General features: G+C 61.2%; 13 protein-coding genes and 2 pseudogenes. 7 read left to right on the forward strand and 8 right to left on the reverse strand.

Going from position 1 to position 16,387, the window contains the following annotated elements; all coding sequences use genetic code 11:
• Nucleotides 1–5: 5 nt before the first annotated feature.
• The 3 genes from ACK8OU_RS16565 to ACK8OU_RS16575 all read right to left on the reverse strand — a co-directional run bounded on the left by ACK8OU_RS16565 (nt 6) and on the right by ACK8OU_RS16575 (nt 3,819).
• Nucleotides 6–1,607 (reverse strand): AMP-binding protein, encoded by a 1,602-nt coding sequence (locus ACK8OU_RS16565; RefSeq protein WP_410304522.1) that lies wholly within the window; start codon nt 1,605–1,607, stop codon nt 6–8.
• An 84-nt stretch (nt 1,608–1,691) separates the two neighbouring features.
• On the reverse strand, nt 1,692–2,906 hold the full coding sequence (locus ACK8OU_RS16570; protein ID WP_410304523.1) for an ABC transporter substrate-binding protein: 1,215 nt from the start codon (nt 2,904–2,906) through the stop codon (nt 1,692–1,694).
• A gap of 76 nt (nt 2,907–2,982) precedes the next feature.
• The gene (locus ACK8OU_RS16575) at nt 2,983–3,819 is read right to left on the reverse strand and encodes an SDR family NAD(P)-dependent oxidoreductase (protein WP_410304524.1); all 837 of its coding nucleotides are present in this window, start codon (nt 3,817–3,819) and stop codon (nt 2,983–2,985) included.
• 382 nt (nt 3,820–4,201) lie between these two features.
• On the opposite strand from ACK8OU_RS16575, the gene ACK8OU_RS16580 reads away from it, so the two are divergent.
• From ACK8OU_RS16580 to ACK8OU_RS16590, 3 genes and pseudogenes are all read left to right on the forward strand, one after another.
• Entirely contained in the window at nt 4,202–4,825 is a 624-nt protein-coding gene (locus ACK8OU_RS16580) for a TetR/AcrR family transcriptional regulator (RefSeq protein ID WP_410304525.1), read from the forward strand.
• A gap of 169 nt (nt 4,826–4,994) precedes the next feature.
• Nucleotides 4,995–7,061, forward strand: a complete 2,067-nt coding sequence (locus ACK8OU_RS16585) for a 3-hydroxyacyl-CoA dehydrogenase NAD-binding domain-containing protein (RefSeq protein ID WP_410304526.1) — start codon at nt 4,995–4,997, stop codon at nt 7,059–7,061.
• Between the two features lie 12 nt (nt 7,062–7,073).
• A pseudogene (locus ACK8OU_RS16590) lies at nt 7,074–7,196 on the forward strand (3-oxoadipyl-CoA thiolase); the annotation flags it as partial.
• A gap of 355 nt (nt 7,197–7,551) precedes the next feature.
• Here the strand turns inward: ACK8OU_RS16590 and ACK8OU_RS16595 are convergent.
• Entirely contained in the window at nt 7,552–8,619 is a 1,068-nt protein-coding gene (locus ACK8OU_RS16595; protein WP_410304527.1) for an integrase core domain-containing protein, read from the reverse strand.
• A 409-nt stretch (nt 8,620–9,028) separates the two neighbouring features.
• Here ACK8OU_RS16595 and ACK8OU_RS16600 point away from each other — a divergent pair, with 409 nt between their 5' ends.
• Nucleotides 9,029–9,994 carry an IS110 family RNA-guided transposase gene (locus ACK8OU_RS16600; protein ID WP_410304528.1) on the forward strand — a complete coding sequence of 322 codons (966 nt, stop codon included), beginning with the start codon at nt 9,029–9,031 and terminating at the stop codon, nt 9,992–9,994.
• A gap of 45 nt (nt 9,995–10,039) precedes the next feature.
• On the opposite strand, the gene ACK8OU_RS16605 is transcribed toward ACK8OU_RS16600, so the two are convergent.
• From ACK8OU_RS16605 to ACK8OU_RS16615, 3 genes and pseudogenes are all read right to left on the reverse strand, one after another.
• Nucleotides 10,040–10,339, reverse strand: a complete 300-nt coding sequence (locus ACK8OU_RS16605; protein WP_410304535.1) for a WCX domain-containing protein — start codon at nt 10,337–10,339, stop codon at nt 10,040–10,042.
• A gap of 8 nt (nt 10,340–10,347) precedes the next feature.
• Nucleotides 10,348–10,599: pseudogene (locus ACK8OU_RS16610) on the reverse strand (transposase); the annotation flags it as partial.
• A 358-nt stretch (nt 10,600–10,957) separates the two neighbouring features.
• Nucleotides 10,958–11,926, reverse strand: a complete 969-nt coding sequence (locus tag ACK8OU_RS16615) for an integrase core domain-containing protein (RefSeq protein ID WP_410304529.1) — start codon at nt 11,924–11,926, stop codon at nt 10,958–10,960.
• A gap of 48 nt (nt 11,927–11,974) precedes the next feature.
• Here ACK8OU_RS16615 and ACK8OU_RS16620 point away from each other — a divergent pair, with 48 nt between their 5' ends.
• From ACK8OU_RS16620 to ACK8OU_RS16630, 3 genes are all read left to right on the forward strand, one after another.
• On the forward strand, nt 11,975–12,190 hold the full coding sequence (locus tag ACK8OU_RS16620) for a hypothetical protein (RefSeq protein ID WP_410304530.1): 216 nt from the start codon (nt 11,975–11,977) through the stop codon (nt 12,188–12,190).
• Nucleotides 12,191–12,360: 170 nt separating this feature from the next.
• Entirely contained in the window at nt 12,361–13,035 is a 675-nt protein-coding gene (locus ACK8OU_RS16625) for a YcbK family protein (protein ID WP_410304531.1), read from the forward strand.
• A 165-nt stretch (nt 13,036–13,200) separates the two neighbouring features.
• Entirely contained in the window at nt 13,201–13,446 is a 246-nt protein-coding gene (locus ACK8OU_RS16630; RefSeq protein ID WP_410304532.1) for a hypothetical protein, read from the forward strand.
• A 908-nt stretch (nt 13,447–14,354) separates the two neighbouring features.
• Here the strand turns inward: ACK8OU_RS16630 and ACK8OU_RS16635 are convergent.
• The gene (locus tag ACK8OU_RS16635; RefSeq protein WP_410304533.1) at nt 14,355–15,959 is read right to left on the reverse strand and encodes an IS1380 family transposase; all 1,605 of its coding nucleotides are present in this window, start codon (nt 15,957–15,959) and stop codon (nt 14,355–14,357) included.
• Between the last annotated feature and the right edge of the window lie 428 nt (nt 15,960–16,387).

Below are 16,387 nucleotides of genomic sequence, written 5' to 3' on the forward strand. Positions count from 1 at the left end.
TCCTGTCAGGTTTTGGTGGTCGACGATGAAACCGAAAAACGGGCGCGCAGATCGACCTTGCGGATCTTTCCAGCGGCATTCATCGGCATCTCGTCGATGATTTCGAGGCGTTCGGGGAATTTTTGGCGTGCGATGCCGCTGTGCTCGAGGTGATGGGTCAGCGTGGAAATATCCAGCGTCGCTGTCGGCGCTAGGACACAGACCGCCACCATCATTTCGCCGCGATCGGCATCCGGGACGCCAATGACGGCACATTGGGACACCTGCTGTAGCTCCATTATGAGGTCCTCGACCTCCTTGGCGCTAATGTTCTCGCCTTTTCGGATGATGATGTCCTTGCGGCGCCCGACTACGGTCAGATAGCCATCTGCGTCCAGCCGACCCAAGTCGCCAGTACGAAACCAGCCATCCGGGGTGAAGGCGCGGGTGTCAAGGTCACTATTCACATAGCCAGCGAACAGTTCAGGGCCCATGGATTGGATTTCTCCGACCTCGCCTGCGCAGAGGATGAGGTCATCGTTCTCAAGATCAACGATGCGGACCCTGTTCCTGCGATGAACACGGCCGTCTGTCGTCGCAGCCTTCGCAGGATCGTCGTCGACCCCGCCGGATATCGTCGGATGTTCGCTGCATCCATAGGTCCGCATCGCGCGAATGCCGATGATGTTAGCTTGCCGGATCAGATGAGGTGGAACATCCGCCCCTCCGCATCGGAATATCCGAAGGCTGCGAATTTTGTGCACGATGGCGGGATCTTCGATTAGGCCTTGCAGGAAGGGCGTGGCACCGACCGTCCAGACACAGGCTTCCCTCTCGATCAGGTCTGCGGCATCGTCAATGTTCCAGACATCCAGAAGGCAGACCTTCGATTGGATGACAAATCCGACAACGCAGGCGTAGGAAAAACCGGTTATGTGCGTGAGAGGCGAACCCATGAATAGCGTGTCGGCTGGCCCCAAGCGCGTGGCCTCGATGACCGAGTGCGCCTCGTTCATGATGGTTGCATGGGTATGGCGCACACCCTTGGGCATACCTTCCGTCCCCGAGGTGTAAAGATATAGCACGTCGCTTTGGGGATCGACCGATGGCAAGCTGGTCGCCTGACCTTCTGCTTGAAGACGTCGTCCTGTCGCCAGCACATCCTCGTAGGTCAGCGCGTCGCCGAACCGCCCTCGGCAGACGATCATCTGGGCATTGGCATCCCGGGCCAGCGGTGCCATCAGTGCGGCATGATCAAACTTGCGATAGCTCTTGGGCACAAAGACAAAGCGAGCGCCGGCATCTGATAGGATGAACGCGGTCTCTTTTGCGCGATAGATCGTGATGATTGGGTTGCAGATTGCGCCAAGGCGCATGGCCGCCAGCACGATAAGGACCGTCTCCGACCAGTTCGGCATCTGATAGCTTATGGTGTCGCCCGCCCTTGCGCCGAGATGGTGGAGTCCTAGCGCAAGTGCTTCGGCATCCCGGTGTAACTCTGCATAGGTAAACTTGCCTTGGGAATGGACAAGGGCGACTTGATTGGGCCGTTCCTGCAGGGCCTGGTCGAGATAAGCCCATAGCAGGTTAGGTGCGGACGCATTGGCGAGGAGAGATTTGCGTTTCATGGGCGGGCCTTGTTCGGCATTAGAGTATGGCACGCAGCCTTGATTGGCTGCGGCCCAGTTCAGTGAAATTGCTCGAAGGGAAGATCAGCTTTTCCCGACCAAGCTGCACCCGGTCTCTTCCAGCGGACGTAGAACCTGTTCTGGAGGCACCTCGCGCACGACATGGAAAAAGTCCCAATCGCCCTTGCTTTCGGCCGCTGATTTCACCTGAAGCAAGTACATTGGGGCGGTTATACGACCATCAACGCGCAGCTCTGCCTTGCCGAACAGCGGATCGTCAATCGGCAGCTTGCGCATGGCGGCGATGGCGTCACTGCCACCGGTGCTCTCAGCCGTTTCGAGCGCCTTGAGATAATGCGTCACTGACGAATAGACTGAGGCCTGTTGATAGGTCGGAGGCTTGCCGCCAGATTTCTCCATGAACCGCTTCGACCAAGCGCGAGTTTCGTCATTCATGTCCCAGTAGAAGGACATTGGGACGTAAAGGCCCTCGGTAACATCCAGGCCCGCTGCACGCACGTCCGCCTGCGATAGCACGAAAGCAGCAACTGCGTGACCGCTTTTCGAACCCACGCCAAATTCGTTCAACTGCTTGATTGAGTTCTGGGTATCGGTTCCGCCATTTGAAAGCCCGATCACTTCGGCGGGCGAGGAGGTGATCTCCAGAACGGCGGAGGACTGGTCCACCGTGCCCATCGGCATGCGGATCGCGTTGATCACCTCGCCGCCGTTGGCCTTGACGATTTCAGAGCTCATCCGCTCAAGGTCGTGACCAAAGGTATAGTCGGCGGTGAGGTAAAACCACTTCGTGCCACCCTCTGCCATCAGCGCGTTAGTGAGAGTTGCCGCCATGGCATAGTTGTCCCAGCCCCATTGCAGCGTGTGGCCATTGCAGGCCGTGCCACTAAGTTCGGTGGACCCTGCCGCCGAAAACAGAAGTCGATCATTGTCCTTGGCGATGTCATTGACTGCTAGCGAGCCGGACGATATCGGTACATCGAGAATGAGATCCACGCCGGCGCTGGTGATCCATTCCCGCGCGATCGACGTCGTCACATCGACTTTGTTCTGCATGTCCGCCTGAAGCACCTCGATGGGAAGGCCGCGAACCTTGCCTCCGAAATCTTCCACCGCCATCTGGGCGGCAATCACCGAACCCGGCCCGACCGCCTGACTGTAGGCGCCACTCATGTCCGTCAGCACGCCGATGCGGATCGGCGCGGTACGCTCCTGTGCCAGCGCCATGCTTGACACCGACATCAAGAAACTTGCCAGAACGGCTTTCTTAACTGACTTCATTCTTTCCTCCCCTATGTTGACCTATTAGTCACTTCTTCCAGCCCAGCGCGCCTCCTCGGACTGGGCGGAATTTCGATTATTCGTTCACCAGCACCCCCGCTATCTGGCGCGCCGAGGATGACCTAATGATGCGCGGCGCGTTCAACAGGCCGCCATCGGCGACCAAAACCTGACCCGTGATGAAATCAGACAGTCGCGAAGTCAGGAAAAGCGCGGCAGCCGCGATGTCATGCGTGTACCCCGCACGCTGCAGGGGGGTGTTTTGAGCTATCTCGTCCCAGATCGCGGGCGCAAATCTTTCGACCATCCGTTCGGTGCGGATGTACCCCGGGGCAACTGCGTTGACACGCACCCCGAGATGACCAAGTTCAGTTGCGGCGTATCGCGTGAAATGGTGTAACGCAGCCTTTGCGGATCCATAAATCGCCTGATTGGGAAGGTTCGATATGCCAGCCGCAGACCCGATCAGCACAATGGTTCCACCGCCCATCTTTGCCATTGACGCGCCTGCGGCTCGGGTGACGCGCATCGCCTGGAACAGGTTAAGCTCGAAATTCTTGGCAACAATCTCTTCATCCATCTCAAGGACAGGGCGCCCAAACGACGCGCCAACGATGTCAATCACGCCATCCAATCTGCCGTGTGTTCGGGCGATCTCCGGGAAGATCGACTCGACGCTCTCAGGAGTGGTGACATCCAACTTCAGGGCGGTACCGCCCACTTCTGCGGCCACAGCGTGCGCGCGATCCATGTCCGAGTCGACGCAGATGACCTCGGCGCCAGCCTGGCGCAGCGCGTGCAGCGTCTGCCGACCTATGCCACGCCCTCCGCCGACAACGGCGCACACACGACCTGCAAGGCAGCTGCGATCCATGTAATTGGGCACAGGCTCGGTGTCAAAGTTGATGGTCATCTGAGTGGGCCTCCCGCTTCCCAAAAGAAACTTATCACCGAATGATCGGTAGGCAAGTATATTTTTCTGCCGCCTAGGTGCTTCCTAACGGCTGGAAATAAAATAATAATTATTTTGGCGATGAACTCGCGCCGAACAACTGGTCGGAATCGGCAGGTTTCTTTTTGCAAGAGGTGGCTGTTGCCTTCTTGTTGTTTGTTTCCGCGAGCGCTCCACGGGGTTGCTCGGAAAAAAATAATAAAAACAATGGCCTAATGTGTATGTTTGATGTGGATCAGCGAATCGCAATGGTGGCCTTGACGCTCTCAGACGGTCGATGATATCTTTTGCTTAACGATCAATCGGTAGGTGCGCCGTCGGGCGGTGAAGAGAAGGGTCCGGGGTGGAAATCATAAAGCAACCATCAAGGGCGCGTGGGCGCGTTTCTTTGGATGCAGACACGCGTGCTGCCGAAATTTTGCGCGAGGCGGCCAAGCTGTTTGCTGATAAGGGTTTTGTCGGCACTTCCATCCAAGATATCGCTTCAGCCGTAGGAATATCGAAGGCCTCGTTGTATTATTTCTTCGCCGATAAACAAGAAATCCACTCGGCTGTCGTCGAAATGTCGGTTATCCGGTTGAATGAACTTGTACGTGAAAAGCTAGAAGGCTGCAGCACTGCTGCTTCGCGTGTCGAGGGTTTCGCGCGGGCGCATGCTCAGCACATCGCCGATAACGCCCCGCTCTATTTCGCTGCGGCAGTTGGCTACAGCCAGTTGACTGATCCGCAAGTAAAAATGCGCGTGCAGCGCATGCGAGATGGCTACGAAGAGACGTTGCGCGGCATCATCCGAAATGGGATCGAAGCAGGGGAGTTTCGCGAATTGGACGTGCGGCTTGCAGCGCGGGCGATCATTTCCTGTCTGAATTGGATGGCGCGTTGGTGGCGTCCCAATGGTCCCGATCCTGCGGAGAAGATTGCTTCGGATTATGTTCAGTTGATCATCCGCGGCTTTCTTCCCGATTGATCCGGATTCTAGTTTCCTATTCTTCGTCGCGCGCATCAACCATCCCGTGAAACTGCTGCGATTGGGAACGAGGGCTTTTGCCTGGTCCGGGAAGAGTCTCGTTTTTTAACCGGGGAAATCATCGCTGTTTCGGGCGGGTTTCACCCGCATCTGTGAAAGGATTTGCGTCATGGCCGTAACCATTGAACGCATCGGCACTGCGCTCGTGCTCCGGCTGGACAATCCGCCGGTCAATGTCATCGGCGCGGCAGTGCGGCAGGGGCTGATGGCAGGATTGGATGCCGCGCTTTCCGAGGGCGTCGATCGCGTGATTCTGATCGGAACAGGCAAGAATTTCGCAGCCGGGGCTGATGCAAAGGAATTCGGCGCGCCGCCTGTTCCGCCGCATCTGCCCGATGTGCTGGACCGGATCGAAAACTTTCCCGTGCCCTGTATCGCGGCATTGAATGGCACGGCGCTTGGCGGCGGGCTGGAAATTGCGCTGGCCTGTCGGGTGCGGATCGCCGCCCCCGCGGCCCGGCTTGGCCTTCCCGAAGTGACACTGGGCGTTATTCCCGGCGCGGGCGGCACCCAGCGGCTGCCACGCCTGATCGGCCTTACCCCCGCGCTGGATCTGATTTCGCAGGGCCGGTTGATTTCCGGCGCCGAGGCGCATCGCCTGGGTCTTGTCGACCATCTGGCCGAAGACACCCTGCCCGTGGCACTTGCCCTGCCCACGTCTGAACTGGCTGCGGCACAGCCGACGTCGGCGCGCAAGGCACCCGCCGCAGATGCCGCCGGGATTGAAGCCGCGCGCAAACAGGCGGCGCGCAAGATGCCCGGGCAGGTCGCACCGCAGCGCGCGATTGACATTGTGGCCCTGTCGGCGGCTCTGCCGCTGGCCGAGGGCCTGGCGCGGGAACGCGCCGCCTTTCTTGAACTGCGCGACGGGCCACAGGCGCGCGCCCTGCGCCATGTGTTCTTTGCCGAACGCCGGGCTGCGGTCCAGGCGCGCGATCTGGCCGCAGCCCCGGTGGATGTGGATCAGGCCGTCGTTGTGGGCGGCGGCAATATGGGCGCGGGTATAGCCTATGCGCTGGCCTCGGCCGGGGTGCGTGTCACCACGGTCGAAACCAGTGACGACGCCGCACGCCGGGCCGAGGACAACATCGCGCGCCTCTATGCCGATGCCGTGAAACGCGGCCGCACAAGCGCCGATGCCGCACAGGCCACACAGAAGGCGCGTCATCGCTTTGTCGTGGGCTATGACGCCCTGCCTCCGGCGCAGATCGCGATCGAGGCGGCTTTTGAGGATCTGGCGGTCAAGCAACAGATCTTTGCCGCGCTGCAGGCGGCCTTGCCGCCGCAGGCGGTTCTGGCAACGAATACCTCGTATCTGGACATCAATCGCATCGCAGAACCCGTCAGTGACCGCAGCCGCGTTCTGGGCCTGCATTTCTTCAGCCCGGCCCATGTGATGAAACTGCTGGAGGTGATCCGCGCCGCCCAGACCTCGGATGCGGCGCTAGCCACGGCGCTGAAGCTGGCACAGCGTCTTGGCAAGATCCCCGTTCTGGCCGGGATCTGCGATGGTTTCATCGGGAACCGTATCCTGACACGCTATCGCCAGACCACCGACATCGTGATGATCGAGGGCGCGATGCCCTGGGATATCGACGCCGCAATGCGCGAATTCGGTTTTGCCATGGGCCCCTATGAGGTGCAGGACCTGTCGGGCCTGGACATCGCATATGCCAACCGCAAGCGTCTTGGGCTGAAGACCCGGCCCGGCTTTCGCTATATCCCGATCGCGGACCGGATGGTGGAAGAGGCACAGCGCCTTGGCCGCAAGACATCTGCGGGCTGGTATGATTACGCTCAGGGCCAACCCGCCAGTGCCTCGCCGGTGGTGGCGGATCTGGTGCGCGACACGGCACGGGCTCAGGGCATTGCCCCCCGCAACTGGACCAGCGAAGAAATCCAGACCCGCGCCCTGACCGCGATGATCGAAGAGGCCTGCCACATTCTGGCCGAGGGCATCGCCGCCCGGCCCGCCGATATCGATCTGGTCATGTTGCATGGCTATGGCTTTCCGCGCTGGCACGGGGGGTTGATGCACTATGCCGATACGATCAGCCCTGCCGAACTTCTGACCCGGATCGAGGGCTTCGCCCGTCTTGATCCGCTGTCCTGGAAGGTTCCTGAACTGCTGCGCCGCCTTGCCCGGGACGGGCGCGGTTTTGACAGCCTCAACTGACCGGAAACCGATATCACCGATGCCCTTATCTGTGACTATGTCCGCACGCCGATCGGGCGTTATGGCGGCGCGCTTTCTTCGGTGCGCGCCGATGATCTGGCCGCGCTGCCGCTGCGCGCACTGATAGCGCGCAACCGGAGGGCGCCAACTTCGCGATCAGTTTTCCGTGCTCAGCCAGCCGTGCAGTATTCCAGCGAATTGTGGCGCGTTGGAATTCGCGCGCCATAATCTCGGAATGGAAACACGAGGCTGCTCGGCGGCGTGCTGTGGCATAATCGTGAGGATCAAGCGGATGGTGAAAGTTCTTGATTTCGCCCACCGCGTTTCTATCCGCCCTTTGCGCTTTTGGTCCTCCCTGAGAAGGGTGCCAAAATCCAAGCAAGGCCCATCACGTTGACATGATGTCGTTTTTTCAAGCCTGCTGTGAGGCTGCGCAAGATAGTTTCGCCCTTATCCCTTCTTCTGGATCAGATTTTCATCGAGAGGGTCCTCACGCGGCATCGCGGGTGTAGGATGTGATGATGCCGCCAAGCTGGCGCTTGCGCTGAATTGGGCCATCACGGACGGGCCGAAATTCGGCCTGAAGCACGTTGTTGCCGATGTCCCGGCCGCGATGCGGGCGCTCGACATTGTAGTGGCGCACCCAAGTCCGCAGGATGTAATCAAGCTGGGATCGACTGAAACAGACGAAGAAATCCAGGCATTCGCGCTTGATGGTGCCGATGAACGACTCCGCGAAGGCGTTGGCGTCGGGCGCTCTGTGCGGGATCTGGATCACCCGAGCCCCCTCTGACGCCCAGACAGTGTCGAAGCTGGTGCTGAACTTGGTGTCGGCGTAGCGGATCAGAAAATCCGGCGTGATCTCTTGTTCTGCGCACCACATCAAAGTGTTGCGGGCCTGCTGGGTGACCCATGCTGAGTCTGGTGCATAGGTCGGGGCGGTGCAGAATACCCGGCGGCTGCCGAGATGGATGAACATCAGCACATAAGCCGTCCTTGGCCCACGGAGCGTAAACACGGTCTTCGAGAAGAAGTCGCAGGCGACCATGCTTTCCATATGTGCCCGGATGAATGTGGTCCACGGCAGGGCCGGCTTCTTTTTGCGCTTTTCCGGGCTCGGGTGGATGCCCGCGTCGTTCAGGATGCGTTTGACGGAATTGGCACCGGCATAAAGCCCAAGCTTTTTCAGCTCCCCCGCGATCCGCTTGTAGCCCCAAAGAAGGTTTTCCGATCCGATGCGGATGACTACATCGCGCAGCTCTTGCGTGAGGCGTGGCCGTCCTACCGCTTGGAAGGGACGGCCAACGCGCATCTGGGCGAGCCAGCGCTTGTAGGTCGCGGGCTTGGCGACTTCCATGAGACCGTCGATATCATGCCCGCATTCTTCCCCAATGCGCAGCAGTTCGGCTTTTTCGGCAGGCGACAGGATGATCCGCTGCGTCGGGATGCGTGCCCGCAAGATCGCAATCTGGGCCTTCAGCAGTCTCAGTTGAGCATTGTGCCGCGGCATGAAGAACTGGTTCAGGAAGGCCAGAAGGAGGGATAAGGTCGAATTCATCTTGCCGGGCTCCACTACGGCATTTAAAAAAATGCCGCTATGTCAACGTGATGGAGCTTGCCTACATTTTGGCACCCCGCTCAGGGAAGGCCAAAAAAGGCCTGGGCCAGCTGATGGCCGTCAACAAGCTGGGGCAGGGGACCTGTCGAGGTCTTTGCCAGCATGGTGAGCCGCGCGATTGCGAGGCGGCAACCCGCAGAGCGGCGCAATCATACCCTGCTCTCTAGATGATTGAGCACATTTGGCTGCCAGACCCATCCCGGAGCAATTGGGATTGGAACCCGTAGTTCACGTAAACAAAATCAATGGCTTAATGGGTGGAGATGGGGTGGATGCCGCTCTCATCCTGACGGCATCGTGATGTGCCATACTCGTGGTATCGTAGCACAAGTTGAAGGAGAGGGCATCCATGGGAGAAGTTAGCATTATCGGGGTCGATCTGGCAAAGAACGTGTTCCAGGTGCACGGAGCTGCAGCGGACGGGTCGGTCGTGTTCCGCAAAAAACTGTCACGGCTGCAGTTCGCGCGGTTCATGGCGGATCATCCGGCCTGCGAGGTGGCGATGGAGGCGTGTCCCAGCGCGCATCACTGGGCGCGGGAATTGTCCGCCCATGGGCACAGCGTCCGGCTGATCGCACCGCATTACGTCAAACCGTTTGTGAAGCGGCAGAAAAACGATGCTGCCGACGCGGAAGCAATCGTTGAAGCGGCATTGCGTCCGACCATGCGGTTCGTCGAACCCAAGACCCAGGAACAGCAGGCCCGTGCCGTCGCCTTCCGGACGCGCGAGCAGCTTGTGAAGCAGCGCACCGAAGCGGTGAATGCGCTCCGGTCGCATCTCTACGAGTTCGGCCATGTCGCACCAGAGGGGATCGGTTATCTGCCTCGTCTGGAACGGGTCGTTGAAGACCCCGACGCCAACATTCCTGATCTGGCACGCGATATCTGCCGCATGCTCCTCGAGCAGATTGCCCACCTGACCGACCGGATCAAAGCGCTGAAAGCGAAGATCACCGCCCTTTCGAACGAAGCGGAGATGCCACGGCGGCTGCAGACCATGCCGGGCGTCGGACCGATCACCGCGCTCGCCGTCGAGACCTTCGCGCGCGTTGTAGATGCGCTTCTCGGTGTCGAGCGAGACCAATCGCCCGAAGAAGTCGAGGAAGGCCGCGCGCTCGCTTGGGGCGATCGACTGGAATTCGCGTTCGTCGGCATAGGCGGCGTTGAAGGCGATCCAGAGGAAGATGAAGCGCGCGTCGTCGTCGCGGTCGCAAGCCTCGGCCCGACCGATCCAGCTGATCGCGCGGTGGACACGCAGACCCATGGTTTCGGGAAAGCCGGCGCGGATGGCGCGTTGCTTTTCCTTGAGGGCTAAAAATGTCAGGTTGTCGGGCATCAACTGTTTCCTTTTGAAATCAGGTCACGGCATGGCGGCGAAATCCGATCTGCGATGACCCTCCACCATGTCGCGCAGCGCTTGCGGGGCGAGCACCTCGACCTTGTCGCCCCATTGGTAGAGGTGCCAGGCCATCTCGAGCCAGCCCGCCGCGTGAAAGCGCACGATCAGGCTGCCATCGGCCTGGGATTCGAGAACCTGCCGGGGGTGAAAGCTGAACCCGGCGGCGCGCGCGGCGGCTTCGGGGGCAAAGCGCCAGATGACTTCGCCATATTGCGCCGGATCCTGCCAGACGCCGAAGGCCTGTGCCGCATAGTTGGCGATGGTGAATCCGCGCGGGGCACCCGAACCGTCTCGGTCCCGAAGGTGCCGGTGAGCTGCCGTTCGCGGTGCCCGTGGCGATAGCCTTTCGCCGGGCCGTCGCCCCGACCATAGCGCAGCCGGCCGAGAAATGCGGCCAGTTCCCCGTCGAACACGGCCTCGATCGTCGCACGGACGTTCATCCGCAGCCGCTCCTCAATCGGGTCGAAACCGGCCTCCCCGGCCAGTAGCGCAAAACTCGAAGTGTCAGTAATCTGGTTCATGGCGTGATCTCCCTGGCGGTTGCAGCCGCCGGTTGGGTGGGTGTTGGTTCACCCGGAGATTACGTCGCCTTCAAATTTCCACCAACTTCGCGACACGACCCGCCTTGATCTTGGACGGTTGTCGTGAGGCCGCACGGAACAGGCTTGCGCAGATCAAACGGATCGCGAAGGCTTTGTTATCGCGCCTGCTGCGGCTGTATGGTGCGACCTTCTGACCACCGCGCTTTTGGTCTTCCCTGAGAGGGGTGCCAAAATGCAAGCGATCCCCGTCGCGTTGACATGGCAGCATTTTTTCACTGCCGTGGTGGAGCCTGACAAGATGTGTTCGAAGTCATCTCTCCGTTCTTGGCTCGGATATTCACGCCGCATCGCGGGTGTACGATGTGACAATGCCACCAAGCTGGCGCTTGCGGCGGATCGGGCCGTCACGCACGGGCCGGAAATCGACTTGCAGCACATTGTTGCCGATGTCCCGTCCGCGATGCGGGCGCTCGACGTTGTAGTGGCGCACCCAGGTCCGCAGGATGTAATCGAGCTGGGATCGGCTGAAACAGACGAAGAAATTCAGGCATTCGCGCTTGATCGTGCCGATGAACGATTCCGCGAAGGCGTTTGCGTCGGGCGCCCTGTGTGGGATCTGGATGACCCGAGCGGCCTCTGAAGTCCAGACGGTATCAAAGCTGGCGCTGAACTTGGTATCGGCATCGCGGATCAGGAAATCCGGCGTAATCCCTTGTTCCGCGCACCACATCAAAGTGTTGCGGGCCTGCTGGGTCACCCATGCCGAGTCCGGAGCATAGGTCGGTGCGCTGCAGAATACGCGCCGACTGCCGAGATGGATGAACATCAGCACATAGGCCGTCCTTGGCCCGCGGAGCGTAAACACGGTCTTCGAGAAGAAGTCGCAGGCGACCATGGTTTCCATGTGCGCCCGGATGAAGGTGGCCCACGGCAGGGCGGGCTTCTTATTGCGCCTCTCTGGGCTCGGGTGGATGCCTGCCTCGTTCAGGATGCGTTTGACCGAATTTGCGCCTGCATAGAGCCCCAGCTTTTTCAGCTCGCCCGCGATCCGCTTGTAGCCCCACAGGAGGTTCTCAGATCCGATGCGGGTGACGACGTCCCGCAGTTCTTGGGTAAGGCGCGGCCGCCCCACGGCCTGAAAGGGGCGTCCACCACGCATCTGGGCGAGCCAGCGCTTGTAGGTCGCGGGCTTGGCCACTTCCATCAGCCCGTCGACATCATGCCCGAATTCTTCCCCGATGCGCAGCAGTTCGGCTTTTTCGGCAGGCGACAGGATGATCCGTTGGGTCGGGATGCGGGCCCGCAAGATCGCGATCTGGCTTTCAGCAGTCGCAGTTGCGCGTTGTGGCGCGGCATGAAGAACTGGTTCAGGAAAACCAGAAGGAGAGATAAGGTCGAATTCATCTTGCGGGGCTCCACCACGGCCTTTAAAAAATGCCGCTATGTCAACGTGATGTGGCTTGCTTACATTTTGGCACCCCTCTCAGGGAAGGCCAAAAGCGCCGAAGCCGGCATAGGCCGTCATCAATCTCCGGCCGGAGGTGTGGTCGGGCCTTCGCTCTCCTGTTGATCGCCCCGATCACGATGCCGCAGGCTGCTGAGCCGCGTCACGATACCCTCCCGATCAGCCGCAAAAACGTCGCGCAGAGTTTCGCTCAAGCCCGCAATGGCTGCCGCTGACACGGGAGAGAGTTTGCGGCCAGATTGGCTCCCTCCGGGTTTTTCCATCTGGAGGACCCCATGCCCATCCTGACCTGGTCCCATTGGCGCAAGGTGCCGAAAGGCCTCTGGCGCTGGCCGAACTTCTCGCCCGCCGAAATCGCCTGCCGCGGCACCGGCGCGCTCAAGATCGACACCGGGGCCCTGGACAAGCTGCAGGCGCTGCGCGACCGGCTGGGCAAGCCGCTGATCGTCCGCTCCGCCTATCGCAGCCCCGAGCACAATCGCGCTGTCGGCGGCGCGCCGCGTTCCAAGCACATGGACGGCACGGCCTTTGACATCGCCATGGCGAACCACGATCCCGTCGCGTTCGAGGCGGCCGCGCGGGAGGTCGGGTTTCTGGGATTTGGCTATTATCCCCGCTCGGGATTCATGCATATCGACTTGGGGCCTGCGCGCAGTTGGGGTGAGAAGTTCCCGGTCCGGGCGGTGCCGTTTGCGCCGGAAACACCACCCGCGCGCGAGGTGTTGGCGGAAAGCCGCACGCTGCGTGGGACCGGGGCGGCCGGTGTCGCGACCGTGGGTGCAGCCGGGGTTGAGGTTGCGCAGCAGGTGCTGACCGAGGCACAGGGCGTTGTGCTGCCGCTGATCCCCTATCTCGACAGTCTGCGCTGGCTGTTCATCGCCCTCGCGCTGACGGGCATTGCGGTCGCGGTTTGGGCGCGCGTTGATGACTGGCAAAAAGGGCTGCGCTGATGTGGGGCGGCTTCACGGCGTGGTTATTCGGCCGGCCGTGGGCGCGGCGGGCGGCCATCATAGCCCTGACGACACTCGCCATCCTCTTGCTGATCCTAAACCTGCGCCGCTCTGGAGAACGTGCCGGCCGCGCCGCTGAACGCCTCGAAACTCGGGAGAGAACCATTGCCACCCAACGCCAGATGCTGGAAGCCGCAGCACGTCGCCCCGCTGATCGGGATGCTCTCGCTCAGCGCCTGCGCGATGGGCGGTTCTGAAGGGCAGGGGGCCTGTCCGCCAGTTGTCGAGTATGGCAGCGCCGAACTGGCACGCGCGGCTGAAGAGGTCGAGGCCCTGCCCGAGGGTTCGGTGATCGTCCGGATGTTGAGCGATTATGCCGTTCTGCGCGACCAGGCGCGGGCGTGCTTGTGAAGCCCGGACCGAGTGCTGCTAAGTGGGAAGCGCCAAACGCCTCGACCACTGTGCAGAGCACCCGGTCCGGTTCACAGGTTTCGCGGTTTCAAGGAACAGCGGGCGCTTCCACCCGCCGCCCACTATGGCATGAACGTCGGCCGGCTGTCGCGAGCCGAAATGGGCGCACTTGTGCCCATGCACCTGATGCGACTGCTGCAGCCGTCGGTTGGGTGGGTGTCAGTTCACCCGGAGATTAGGCCGCCCTCAAATTTCCATCACTTCTGAGACACGACCGCGAAGCGTCAGCAACATCACAATTGATGTGATCGCCGTTTACACCTACCGGTCGAGAGGGAGGTGTTGGCGAAAGGCCGGACGTGGCGCTGAGATGTGCCGGGGGTGTGGCGACCGTTCGAATCGGTGAACTCGCGGTTGCCATGATCTTCTTGAACGCCTCCGCGAAGGTGGGGGCGCTACCGACGGTGGGTCGAGTGGTGGGGGGCGGGCAGGTGTGGCGGTGACCTGCCGCAACTCATGGACGGGTCTGTAATCTTCGAGTGGCTGGCGGATTATGCGGTGGTGAGGGAACAGGTGGGTGCGTGTCGGCGTCCATGAAATTGCGGTATTGTCCAACAGGGTGGTTTGGGGCAGGGTGAAGCTAGCTAGGCGGCATGAAACAGAATGACATCTCATCAACCCACGTTATTCACCGTAGGGGTCTTCGCGGTCGCTTTGGCCGCCTGATCTGGGGTGGTTGGGTGGCCTGAGCATCGCACCGGGAGCAAAGTTGGGCGGGCCGGCGCATCCTTCGGCACATATAGGTGGCGGATGGGCAGTTTGGCGCGCTTTCGGCAATTGAACGCGCAGGCGTTCAGGTCGCCCATGGGCGGGTCAGCACGCAGCGATGTTGGCAGTGGGGTGCGCGACTACGGATCTGTCGCCCATTTCAGCGCCGTGACCTCGGGCCAGAGGATGGCCCAGATGCTGGCGGCGGCGGTGGAGAGGGTCAACGTCATGCGTCGTGCTGAGATGATCAGCCTGGCACCGGCGCGCAGGACGCGCTCGCGCAGGCGGCGCGGGCTCCAACCGGTGCCGGTGGCGCGCGCCATGGCGCGGCGGGCGATGTGCATCAGCTGATAGGCCATCATCGAGATCAGCATCCGGACCTCGTTGCAGGCGAAGGCGTCGATCGCCGGGGTAGTCGAGCGCAGTTTGCGGCCGCGCACATGGGTCTTGGGGCGGTTCGTGGACGAGAGCGCCGGGGCGAGAACGTCCTTCAACTCGCCCATGTGGCCCTCTGCCTTGCCGCGCTTCCGGTAGTGTTCGAGCACCTCGCAGCTCGCCATCTGCCGCCAGGTCAGCGAGGTGACGAGGAAGAAGCGGTCGAGCAGCAGATCGTCGGGGCGCTCCTTGACCATCAGGATCACTCGGCGGGGTTTGTCCCAGCTTGTCGCCATGCGGTTCAACCCGGACCTCAAGTCAAAATACGCTGCATTCCGCGAGGCAGGCAAACCCGCCAAGGTCGCCATCGTAACGCTCATGCGCAAGCTCCTCGAAACCGCAAACGCGCTCGTCAAAGCTGATCGCAGCTGGACGCCAAAATCTGCTTGATCAAGACGGATACTCTCGGCCCGATACTGCAGCACATGGGTCCACAGGCGCGGCTTGTGGGGGCGTCGTCCGCGCGGTCGTTTCATGTAGGGCGCGGCGATACGGTCGAGCGCGGGGTTGGCACGCAGCCGGGCGACATAGTCGATGCTCCGCGCCTCCAGACCTGCCAGCAGCGTCGCCGAGGGAAAGCCCGCATCCATGCGCACCATGGCCACGCCGCAAAGGCCGCTCTCCCGTGCCCGATCCACCACGTCGAGAACCACGTCCAGCGCCCCATCGGCGGTGCCAACAGTGCCCGGCCGCAGGCGCCCGTCCAGCATGTCGCCGGTTTCGGCGATAGAGGTGATCAGCGGGTGGTAGATGCGGGCGTTGTAGTGGCCGTTCCACTCGGCCTTCGGCTGGTGGCCATGCACATCGATCGGCAGGCTGTCGACGTCGAGCGTCACCCGCGGGCGCTCCCGTCCACCGTTCTCGGCCCGCAGCCCGCGCGCGGCGAGTTCCAGCACGCCGTCACGGAGCGCTTTCAGGTTGTCGGCCTGTGCTATGATGGCCGTGAAGCGCGACAGCGTCGGCTGCGAGGCCAGTCCCGCCCCCGCTACCAGCGGGGTCAATCCGGCCGAGGAGCTGCACGCCAACCGCATGGCCGGATCCAGGCGCAGCGCATCGGCGTCGTCGTGATCCCGCCAGCCCTGTGCCGCCAGCAACACCGCGGTCCGCAACAGCGACGGCAGGTCGTGCAGCACATCCGCTTGGCGCCGAGGATCCTTCAGCCGCGCTCCCAGCCAATCCACGATCCCGCTGGCCTCGAGGATCTCGCGCAAGAGCACCGCCCCAGGTTCACCGGTCAGCCGATCTTGTCGGCACTCGACCCGCAGAGAGCGGTTGAACCGAGGCGTGACCGGCTGTAACGTTTCACCCATGCGTGCGTCCGAAGCTGCTGAAAAGTCGTGTCTAGCAGCTTGATTTTACAGCGCTTTCAGGCGCACGCAACCTTTCCCGCCGATTTGGATGAATAAGCCGGGTTCAAGAGGGTGGATAGTCTGGAGAAAAACGTTAATCAAAGCCACAACTTTGCGTGAAAATTTCAAGATTTATGGCGGTCTTGAATCGGGTAAGTTGCTCTCAAGCTAGATCAGATGCCTGCAGTCTCGCGTGGAAGGTCAATTGTTGCGCGCTCAGGAACGTCCGGAGCGCAGATTTGTGCGGCGTCCCGATCTGATGAATTCGAAGTGGCTCGAGGCACCAAGGGAATCGGTGATTTCTGGCGGTAAACTAATAATCGCATGGGGCGCCCGTACCGAATAAACAACATCCAGCATCAGAGGCCTTGAAAATTGAACTATCTTGA

This window comes from Pontitalea aquivivens (assembly GCF_046507575.1).
Taxonomy (GTDB): domain Bacteria; phylum Pseudomonadota; class Alphaproteobacteria; order Rhodobacterales; family Rhodobacteraceae; genus Pontitalea; species Pontitalea aquivivens.

What these genes read in the sequence shown, in the direction of transcription:
- ACK8OU_RS16575 (WP_410304524.1), bottom strand. Translation starts at nt 3,819, where the DNA reads ATGACCATCAACTTTGACACCGAGCCTGTGCCCAATTACATGGATCGC.
- ACK8OU_RS16635 (WP_410304533.1), bottom strand. Translation starts at nt 15,959, where the DNA reads ATGGGTGAAACGTTACAGCCGGTCACGCCTCGGTTCAACCGCTCTCTG.
- ACK8OU_RS16625 (WP_410304531.1), top strand. Translation starts at nt 12,361, where the DNA reads ATGCCCATCCTGACCTGGTCCCATTGGCGCAAGGTGCCGAAAGGCCTC.
- ACK8OU_RS16620 (WP_410304530.1), top strand. Translation starts at nt 11,975, where the DNA reads ATGAAGAACTGGTTCAGGAAAACCAGAAGGAGAGATAAGGTCGAATTC.
- ACK8OU_RS16565 (WP_410304522.1), bottom strand. Translation starts at nt 1,607, where the DNA reads ATGAAACGCAAATCTCTCCTCGCCAATGCGTCCGCACCTAACCTGCTA.
- ACK8OU_RS16595 (WP_410304527.1), bottom strand. Translation starts at nt 8,619, where the DNA reads ATGAATTCGACCTTATCCCTCCTTCTGGCCTTCCTGAACCAGTTCTTC.
- ACK8OU_RS16600 (WP_410304528.1), top strand. Translation starts at nt 9,029, where the DNA reads ATGGGAGAAGTTAGCATTATCGGGGTCGATCTGGCAAAGAACGTGTTC.
- ACK8OU_RS16585 (WP_410304526.1), top strand. Translation starts at nt 4,995, where the DNA reads ATGGCCGTAACCATTGAACGCATCGGCACTGCGCTCGTGCTCCGGCTG.
- ACK8OU_RS16570 (WP_410304523.1), bottom strand. Translation starts at nt 2,906, where the DNA reads ATGAAGTCAGTTAAGAAAGCCGTTCTGGCAAGTTTCTTGATGTCGGTG.